Source organism: Microbispora bryophytorum, from assembly GCF_006874465.1.
GTDB lineage: Bacteria > Actinomycetota > Actinomycetes > Streptosporangiales > Streptosporangiaceae > Microbispora > Microbispora bryophytorum.
Genome location: NZ_VIRL01000011.1, coordinates 239974 through 247980, shown reverse-complemented (window position 1 = coordinate 247980; position 8007 = coordinate 239974). Strand labels below are relative to the sequence as shown.

6 protein-coding genes and 1 rRNA gene are annotated in these 8007 nt (G+C 71.3%); 5 read left to right on the top strand and 2 right to left on the bottom strand.

All coding sequences use genetic code 11. The features are described from left to right. Both rrf and FLX07_RS21035 read left to right on the top strand, forming a co-directional pair. A 5S ribosomal RNA gene (gene rrf, locus FLX07_RS21040) occupies positions 1-117 on the top strand. 2007 nt (positions 118-2124) lie between these two features. Beyond that, entirely contained in the window at positions 2125-3258 is a 1134-nt protein-coding gene (locus FLX07_RS21035; protein ID WP_223854376.1) for a tetratricopeptide repeat protein, read from the top strand. 90 nt (positions 3259-3348) lie between these two features. Here FLX07_RS21035 and FLX07_RS21030 read toward each other — a convergent pair whose 3' ends face one another. Next, positions 3349-4275: an MBL fold metallo-hydrolase gene (locus tag FLX07_RS21030; RefSeq protein ID WP_229689837.1), complete on the bottom strand. Its 927-nt coding sequence runs from the start codon at positions 4273-4275 to the stop codon at positions 3349-3351. Between the two features lie 104 nt (positions 4276-4379). On the opposite strand from FLX07_RS21030, the gene FLX07_RS21025 reads away from it, so the two are divergent. Next, positions 4380-4871 (top strand): single-stranded DNA-binding protein, encoded by a 492-nt coding sequence (locus tag FLX07_RS21025; protein WP_142572518.1) that lies wholly within the window; start codon positions 4380-4382, stop codon positions 4869-4871. Positions 4872-4894: 23 nt separating this feature from the next. On the opposite strand, the gene FLX07_RS21020 is transcribed toward FLX07_RS21025, so the two are convergent. Next, positions 4895-6121 (bottom strand): DUF1015 family protein, encoded by a 1227-nt coding sequence (locus tag FLX07_RS21020; RefSeq protein ID WP_223854375.1) that lies wholly within the window; start codon positions 6119-6121, stop codon positions 4895-4897. A gap of 87 nt (positions 6122-6208) precedes the next feature. Here FLX07_RS21020 and FLX07_RS21015 point away from each other — a divergent pair, with 87 nt between their 5' ends. Continuing rightward, entirely contained in the window at positions 6209-6640 is a 432-nt protein-coding gene (locus FLX07_RS21015) for a tetratricopeptide repeat protein (RefSeq protein WP_142572516.1), read from the top strand. 20 nt (positions 6641-6660) lie between these two features. Beyond that, positions 6661-7665, top strand: coding sequence for an HAD-IIA family hydrolase (locus tag FLX07_RS21010; protein WP_142572515.1), 1005 nt, complete (start codon positions 6661-6663; stop codon positions 7663-7665). The last annotated feature ends 342 nt before the right edge of the window (positions 7666-8007 follow it).

The following is an 8007-nucleotide window of genomic DNA, read 5'->3' as shown; positions in this document are numbered from 1 at the left end:
TACGGCGGTTATAGCGGCAGGGAAACACCCGGTTACATTCCGAACCCGGAAGTTAAGCCTGCCAGCGCCGATGGTACTGCACCGGGGACGGTGTGGGAGAGTAGGACGCCGCCGGACAATCTTTGTGAAGGGCCGCCCCTGTTGGGGCGGCCCTTCCGCGTTTCTGAGGCCATGTCCCTCATCACGCCGAAGCCCACGTTGGCGGGGTGCGAAAGGCCCTGTCGAGGCCCAGGCGGTGATGAGGCGCGCTAGGCTGGAAGTGCCGGGCCACCTCACGGGTGGCCTTCGTCGCATCGGACGAGAAACGAAGGCTGCGGCGGACGCGATCCCAGCGGACCTGCGGCGCAAACAACATGTCTTCCCTGGAACTCATCAGGTGTGGGGCGGATCCCCAATAGCGACATAAGCGGAAGACAGAGCCCTGCGGCCGGCGAACCGGACGCGGTGAGCAAGCAACAGAGGACAGAAGTGAACAGAGAAGACGGGCGCGACGGCGCGGGCCGTGGCGAAGACAACCGCGACGAGACCAGAAACCGGGCTGAGCGCACCGGAGGATCCCGCGGTAACGGAGGAAGCGGCGGCTTCGGCGGTCGCTATGGAGAGCGGCGAGAGGGCTCTCGCAGCGACCGGAGCGACCGCAGCGATCGAGGCGGCGAACGCCCGTTCCAGTCCGACAGGCGTGGCTACCGCGACCAGGGCGGATCGCCCGGGGGACGCTTCGGTGCGCGTGATCGCGGCGACAGGCCTTCCGGCTCCTACGGGGATCGGGACAGGCGCGACGGCTATCGTGACCGGGACGACCGCGGTCCCCGTCCCTTCGGTGGTGGGGATCGCGCGGGTGGCCGTACCGACGATCGCGGCGGATACCGCGGCCGCGACGGGGGGCGGAGCTTCGAGCGCGGTGCTGAACGGCCGCGCGGAGCCGGCGGCTTCGAGGGACGCAGGGAAGCCGGGGCCTCCGAGGGACCTAAGGAGCGCGTCTATCAGGACCGGGACACCTTCCGCTCCGATCGGCCGCGCCGCCCCTACGGGGACCGTGACAGCTCCCGAGGCGGACAGGGCTCTCGGGATCGCGAGGAACGGGGCGGACGCCCGTTCCGCTCCGACGACCGCGGCGGTCGGCCGTCCGGCGACCGACGCACGGATCGTCGGGAAGGCGGGGGGTACGGAGATCGCCCGCAGCGGCGGGAAGGTGCCGGTTTCGGTGATCGCCCGCAGCGGCGGGAAGGTGCCGGGTACGGAGACCGCCCGCAGCGGCGGGAAGGCGGCGGTTTCGGTGATCGCCCGCAGCGGCGGGAAGGTGCCGGGTACGGAGACCGCCCGCAGCGGCAGGGTGGCGGTTTCGGCGGGCGCTACGGCTCCCGCGAGCGCGACGGCCGTGAGGGCAGGGAGAATCGGGAGAGCCGGGAAGGGCGCTTTTCCGCGCCTCGGTACGATCGCGGCGATCGTGACGGGTCTGCCAGTCGCCCGCCGCGACCTGCGGACCAGGAGCGCGGCTACGGCCGTGACGACAGAGGCGGAAGCGGCTCCGAGCGCCAGGATCGTCCCCGGCGGCCGTACGGCGACCGAGGCGCCGACCGAGGTAGCGACAGGGGCGGCGATCGAGGCTTCCGCGGTGAGGAGCGGCCGCGACGTTCGTTCGGCGACCGCGACGGCAGGAGCGGCGGGGACGACAGGCCCAGGCGCACTTACGGGGACCGGCAGAACGCTGGTGGCGACCGGGCCCGCGACCGGGACTCGTTCCGCGACGGGCCGAGCCGTACGTCGGGAGACCGGCCCGGGGGGTCTTTCCGGGATCGTGACGACAGGCGTCCGGGCCGCGACCGTGAAGAGGGAACTCGGACGTTCCGTGGGCGTGAGCCGGGCTCCGGCGACCGGCCGCGGCGCCAGTTCGGCAGCGATCGCGGTGCCCGGCCGTTCGGAAGGGACCGTGACGAGTCCAGGCCGTTCGGCGGCGACCGCGACGCGGCGCGTCCCTTCAGCCGCGACGAGCGGGGCGGCAGCCGTAGCCGCTACGGCAGGCCGGACGAGCCGAGCAGGCCGAGGCAGGAGGAGATTCCTCCGCTCGACCCGGACATCACGCCGGACGAACTGGACCGTGAGGCGCGTGCGGAGCTTCGCTCGTTGCCGAACGACCTGGCGGACCTCGTGGCCGGTCACCTCGTGGCGGCCGCCCGTGCGCTGAGCGCGGAGGATCCGGAGAAGGCCTACGAGCACGCCAAGGTGGCCCGCCGCTTCGCGGGCAGGATCGGCGTGGTCCGCGAGGCCACCGGGATCGCCGCCTATCACGCCGGTCAGTACGCCGAGGCGCTGGGCGACCTCCGGGCAGCGCGGCGGATCAGCGGCTCGGACGAGTACCTGCCGATCATGGCGGACTGCGAGCGCGGGCTCGGGCGGCCCGAGAAGGCTCTCGACCTCGTCCGGTCGCGGGAGGCCGAACGGCTGGACCGCGCGGGCAAGATCGAGCTGGCCATCGTGGAGTCCGGTGCCCGTCGCGACCTCGGCCAGCACGACGCCGCCGTGATCACGCTGCAGCGGGTCCCGGAGTTGCGCGACCCTCAGCCGAAGCCGTGGTCGGCACGCCTCGCCTTCGCGTACGCGGACGCCCTGGCCGACGCGGGGCACGAGGAAGCGGCGACCGACTGGTTCGCCCGTGCCATGGCGTTCGACGAGGACGGCGAGACCGATGCGGCCGAACGCTACGCCGAACTGACCGGCGGACTCATCGAGGATCTGGAGGAGAACTACGACGAGTCCGATGACGAGTCCAGTGACCTTCTGGACGACCTTGCCGACGACGACGAGGAAATCGACGACAAGGGCACTGTCGAGACGGCCAAGGACGAGGACCAGGCGGACCTCTCCGGCGCCGCCCGCGACGAGGATCTCGCCGACGAGGATTTCTCTGACGACGACCTCGCCGACGACGACCTCTCTGACGAGGACGATCTGACCGGGGATCGGGCGGACGGCGACGACGTGGGTGACGATGCCGTGGGTGACGACGCCGCGGGCGACGATGCGGCCGTGACGTCCTCGACCGGTGAGGTGGCCGCACCAGCGGCGCCTGTGGCAACGCCGGCATCGGGTCGCGAGGAGACACGCGACGCCGATGCGGGGGCCGAGCGACCTGCCGCCAAGAGCGCGCCGTCCTATGGCCCCGCGTTCATCGAGCCGAACTTCGGCGACGTGCTCGACGACCCCGAGGACCCCGAGGACCCCGAGGACCCCGAGGATCCGGCGAAGCGCCAGCCCTGATGTCCCGGACGGGCGCCGCTTCGGCGGCGCCCGTTCACTTTTCCCGGGAGAAGCCGCGCCTCAGCACCGGGTCTTTCCGAGCGCTTGAAGTCAGCGCGGGGTGCGATCGAGCCAGTGCATGATGCCCGCGACGTTCGACGGCGCGCCGCTCAGCAGCTCGAACTGCTCGGCGGTGGCCTCGTCGGCACGTAGCGCGGCGTACCGCTCCCGCGTCCGGTCGCGCACCATGGCGACTGCGTGATCGAGGTCGAGTCCCTCGTCTCTGGCCCGTCTGGTGAGGTCCACCCAGATCCGGAGTTCCTCGGCCGACCGTTCGAGGGTCGAGGGCACGTCCTCCACCGGTCCGTAGTGGCTGAACAGCAGTCGTTGCGGTTTCAGGGCCGCGAACAGCCCGATCGAGCCGAGGGCGACGTCGAGGTCGAAGTCCGGCGGCGGCGTGGCGGGCCGCAGGTCTCCCGTCTCGGGCAGATACACGCCGGCGGCGTCGCCCACGTAAAGGTCGCCGGTGAGCGAGTCCAGCAGGCCGACGTGGTGTTTGGCGTGGCCGGGGGAGTAGTGGCTCGCCAGGGTGCGGCCGTTGCCCAAGGCGATCGTCCCGGTGTCGCCGAGGGCCCTGATGCGGGCCGCGTCGGTGGGCGCCAGAGCGCCGAACAGCACGTCGAGCTTGTCGCCCCAGACCATCTTGGCGCTCGCCATGAGCCGGGAGGGATCGGCGAGATGACGGGCGCCCTTCTCATGAACGACGATCTCCGCGGAGGGATAGAAGCTCGCGATGTCCCCCACGCCGCCGGCGTGATCCAGGTGGATGTGGGTGACCACGACGGTCGCGAGGTCGTCCGGTCCCACCCCGAGGGAGGACAGGGCGTCCCTGACCACGGGAGCCGAGGTCGAGGTGCCCGTCTCGACGAGGCAGGGGCGGTCGCCGAGGATCAGGTAGCCCGCGGTGATGCCGGAATAGCCCGCCATCCGCGTGTCGATCTCGTAGACGTCGCCCCCGAGTGGAGTCACGTTGTCCACAGCCCACCCCTGAAACTAGAACCGGTATTCACAGAATGGCATTCAGAGCCGTGCCGGCCCAACCCGGTCACGGATAGTGATCTCCACGGCAGAGAGGAGATCACATGCACTGCAACGAGGTGGTGCTGGTCGGGCGGCTGTCCATGGAGCCCGCACACCGGGAGCTGCCGAGCGGAGCCCTGCTGACGCGGTGGCGTCTCGCGGTCCGCCGGCCGGGAGGCCGCTCGGCCCGTCAGCGGTCGGACGCGATCGAGTGCGCGACGCTCGACGACGGCGTGCGCGACATGCTGGCCGGCTGGCGACTCGATGATCTGGTCCAGGTGGAAGGCGCGCTGCGCCGCCGCTGGTGGCGCGGCGGCAGCCGCTACGAGATCGAGGTCCGTACGGCACGCCGCGTCGAACCGGCCGCGCCTCGCGGCAGGCCGCGCAGGACAACGCCCCACGCCGGGGACGGCCCCGCCGCCGAGACCGGTCCGGCCGGTGACGCCGGTGAGGTCGCCGACGCTTGTTCGATCGACGAGAAGCCCTCCGGTGGTGAGGCGTCGTCCTGCGACCACCAGGACGACGCAGGCTCGACAGAGCCGGCGACGAGGTGATCAGACGAGATCAAACGAGGTGATCAGTCGGTGGCGAAGGTCCGCATGACCAGGCCCGTACGGGGCTTGGGGCCGAACGAGGTCGACTTGCGCGGCACCCGCTCACCCTGCGCGGCGACCGTGAGGACGTCCTCCGTGGACAGCGGATTCAGCAGCACCGCCGTCCCGCCGAGCCGGCGCGCCATGTCCACGGCGGCGAGCGGGTCGTGGTGCACGACCATCACCGACTGCTCGCTGTCGGTGATCCCCCATACCTTGGGCAGGAGGAACGTCGTGAGGACCGAGGTGTCGAGCATCCGCCACCGCGGGGACTGCCCGGCCGGCATGGCGCGCTCGACCTGCAGCGGGTCCGGATCCGTCAGCAGATGGGCGGGTCCCTCGCCGGCGAGCACGAAGGCGGGGCCGGTCGCGGTGGCGAGCCCCGCGAGGGCGTCCTCGACCAGGGGGAACTCCTGGGCCTGCCAGGCGCCCTTGGCCCGGGCGACGGCCTCCTGCAGGGGCAGCCCCGGGATGACGCGGTGGATGGCCCTGAGGTCGGGCGGGTAGACCGTGGAGTCGACCAGGTACGCCAGGCCGTAGTCCCAGGGGCCGGGACCCATGTGGTCCTTCCGCAGCGCCTCGTAGGTGGCGTAACGGTGGTGACCGTCGGCGATCAGCGCATGACGATCACGTAGGTCCTCCGCGACGGCTTCGATCTCGTGGGGGTCGGTCACCGCCCAGAGCCGGTGGTGCACGCCCTCACGAGTGCGGATGTCCACGAGCGGGAAACGTTGTGTCGCCACGTCGTCGACGAGCCGGGAGGCGGTGCCCCCGCCCTCGTACAACAGGAAGATCGGCTCGAAGTTGGCCTGCGTCGCCCTCATCAGAGCGAGCCGGTCGGCGACGGGCTCCGGCAGGACGTTTTCATGCGGAAGGATCGCGGGCGACCCGACCCCGACACCTCCGATCAGCCCCCGCTGCAGGAAGCCGACGCCGCTCTGCTCGTACACGTACAGGCCGGGCTGGGAGTCGACTGTCAGCACTCCGTCGGCGAGCCACTCGTGCAATGTGGCGCTCGCCTCGCCGTAGTGGCTGGTTCCGGGAAGGATCAGGCGCACCACGTTGTTCGGATGACGACTGAGCAGTTCCCGCAGTTCGTCAGGGAAGATGAGATCGTACGGCGGGGAGGTGACAGCGGCCAGATTGTCCACCGCGTAACGAACACCGTGGAACGGACGTATCACCAGTCCCGCCCGTTCAGAACTCTCCATACCGGGCATGTTGCCATAAGTGCCCGGACTCCCCGACGCTGCGGTGCCCGGTTGCTTGTGAAATCGGAGTGCAGGAGGGCTTACCCAATGATCGAAGGACGAAACGAGGCCTCTGCTTTTTCCAATGACCCGGGCGGTACGCCTTCCGGTGGCGTCTACGAGTGGTTCAAGCGTGGCACGAAGCTCCTTGAGGAGGGCAGTCCGGCCGCGGCGGCGGCGATCCTGGAGCATGCCGTACAGGCCGAGCCCGACTCGCCCAGCATCCGCGAGGCCCTCGCCCGGGCGCAGTTCAACTCGAAGCGCTACGACGAGGCCGCGGGCAGCTTCCGCTGGATCGTCGACGCCAACCCCGCCGAGGACTACGCCTACTTCGGTCTCGGCTTGTCACTGTGGCGCAGCGGAGACATCGAGGGAGCGCAGGAGCCCCTCGCGGTGGCGGTGGCGATGCGCCCCGACCTGCGGCACTACGTGTCCGCGCTGAAGCAGGTCAGGGCCACGCTACGGGCGAGGCAGGCGTGACCGTAGGTCATACTTCCGACATGCCAGAAACCACCGGCGTGCTCGTGGACGCCTACGACACGCTGCTGCTCGACCTCGACGGTGTCGTCTACCTCGGCAAACACGCGGTCCCCGGCGCGCCCGAGGCGCTGGTGAAGGCCGGGGACCAGGGCGTGCGGCTCGCGTTCGTGACGAACAACGCGTCCCGCACGCCGGGGGCGATCGCCCAGCACCTCCGCCATCTGGGCATTCCCGCCGCCCCGCAGGACGTGGTGACGTCCGCGCAGGCGGCGGCCCGGCTGGTCGCCGAGCACGTGCCGGGGGGCTCGGCCGTCCTCGTGGTGGGAGGCATGGGACTGCGGATGGCCCTGCGCGAGCACGGCCTGCGACCTGTGACCACGGCTCTGGACGCGCCGGCCGCCGTGGTGCAGGGCATCGCCGACAACCTGTCCTACGGGCTGCTGTGCGAAGGGGCGCTCGCCGTACGTCAGGGGGCGTGGTTCGTCGCGGCCAACGCCGACACGACCATGCCCACAGGCCGGGGCGAGCAGCCCGGGAACGGGTCGATGAGCCGCGTGATCGCCACCGCGACCGGCGTCGAGCCCGTGGTCGCGGGCAAGCCCGAGCCGCCGCTGCACCGCGAGTCGATGATCCGCACCCGCGCCGAGAGGCCGCTGATCGTCGGTGACCGGCTCGACACCGACATCGAGGGCGCGACCCGGGCCGGTGTCGACAGCCTGCTCGTGCTGACCGGCGTCGCCACTCCTGCGGACGTGCTCACCGCCGCGCCCCATCACCGCCCCACCCATATCGCCGCCGACCTGTCCGGTCTCCACGTCCCCGTGATCCCCGTACGGCGTGGTTCGGGCGGCTGGACCTGCGGCGGGTGGACGGCCGCATGGCAGGACGGCGAACTCGTGCTCTCCGGGGAGGGCGACCCCGTCGAAGGGCTGCGCGCGGCGTGCGCCGCCACCTGGGAGGCGGCGGGGGACGGCCACGCGGACGAGGACGCGGTGAAGGGCGCTCTGGCGGCGCTCGGCCGCTGACCGGCGCGGTGGCAGCGTGACCGGGGCATTCGCGTCACCGTGCCGGCCGGCGTCAGAGGCGGTGGGAAGCAGGCCCTCTTTCACGGCGCCGGACGGCTGCCGTGGCACCGGTGTCGTCCGCTCTCAGGGCTCGTTCGCCGATCCACTTCGGCACAGGTGAGCGTCCACCCGCTCGCGCACCGGAGCGTCATACAGGACCGTGACGCTGGGACGGCGACACCGGCGTGACATCGGGGCGGCGACACCGGTGTGACACCGGGATGGCCGCCACCGCCCGGTGACCGAGTTTCGCCGTTTCGGGGCCCCGCCCACCGCGCGGCGGGTGGTCTCGCGCAGGTGCGT

Excerpts from the sequence above, each read along its gene's own strand:
- FLX07_RS21015 (WP_142572516.1), top strand. The coding sequence starts at position 6,209 with ATGATCGAAGGACGAAACGAGGCCTCTGCTTTTTCCAATGACCCGGGC.
- FLX07_RS21010 (WP_142572515.1), top strand. The coding sequence starts at position 6,661 with ATGCCAGAAACCACCGGCGTGCTCGTGGACGCCTACGACACGCTGCTG.
- FLX07_RS21020 (WP_223854375.1), bottom strand. The coding sequence starts at position 6,121 with ATGGAGAGTTCTGAACGGGCGGGACTGGTGATACGTCCGTTCCACGGT.
- FLX07_RS21025 (WP_142572518.1), top strand. The coding sequence starts at position 4,380 with ATGCACTGCAACGAGGTGGTGCTGGTCGGGCGGCTGTCCATGGAGCCC.